General features: G+C 67.6%; 1 pseudogene. It reads left to right on the top strand.

The features are described from left to right. A pseudogene (locus DVK07_RS20575) lies at positions 1-614 on the top strand (hypothetical protein); the annotation flags it as partial.

Here is a 614-nt window from a genome sequence, read left to right as displayed (position 1 = left end):
CGATGTACTTCGAGAGCCGCAACGACGAGTACAGCGTCGTGATTGACGCGGCGCGGTACGTCCGACTCGACCGGGACGTCTCCGGGCCGGTCCACGCCCGCGAGGGACCGCTCGCGCGGATGGGCCACCTGCTCGAAAGCGACCGGTCGGGGTATCGGAAGGTCGTTCAGGACGACACCGAACGGGCCGGCTACTACCACACGGTGACGCTCGGGCCGAAGCGCGTTCGCGAGTGTTTCCCGGACCACGGGATCCCGAAGGAGTTCAAGCACTACTACGCGCGGAACGCCGAGTCGCTCCCCGACGATCACCCGCTCGCTCACCCGAAGCTCGAAGCGTCATATCAGTCGAGCCGGTGGGACGAGACGCTCCGGCCGGCCGACCACGAGGAGATCGCCGACGAGCTCGAAGAGGCGATCCTCGCGACGCTGAACGAGTCGGGGCTCCCGACACAACCGCTCGACGACGACGGCCCGAGCGGCGGTCGCACGTTCGTCGAAGATACGTACTTCGAGGCTGAGACCGTCGACCGGTCGCGCGTGCTCCCGCTGAACTTAGAGCGCGTCGAGAGCGATCAGCGGAACGTGGTCGTCCGGCAGCTCGCCGACGGGCTC

This window comes from Halorubrum sp. Atlit-26R (genome assembly GCF_003666015.1).
Classification (GTDB): Archaea; Halobacteriota; Halobacteria; order Halobacteriales; family Haloferacaceae; genus Halorubrum.
The sequence above is the reverse complement of the archived record's forward strand: the minus strand, read 5'-3'. Positions and strand labels throughout refer to the sequence as shown.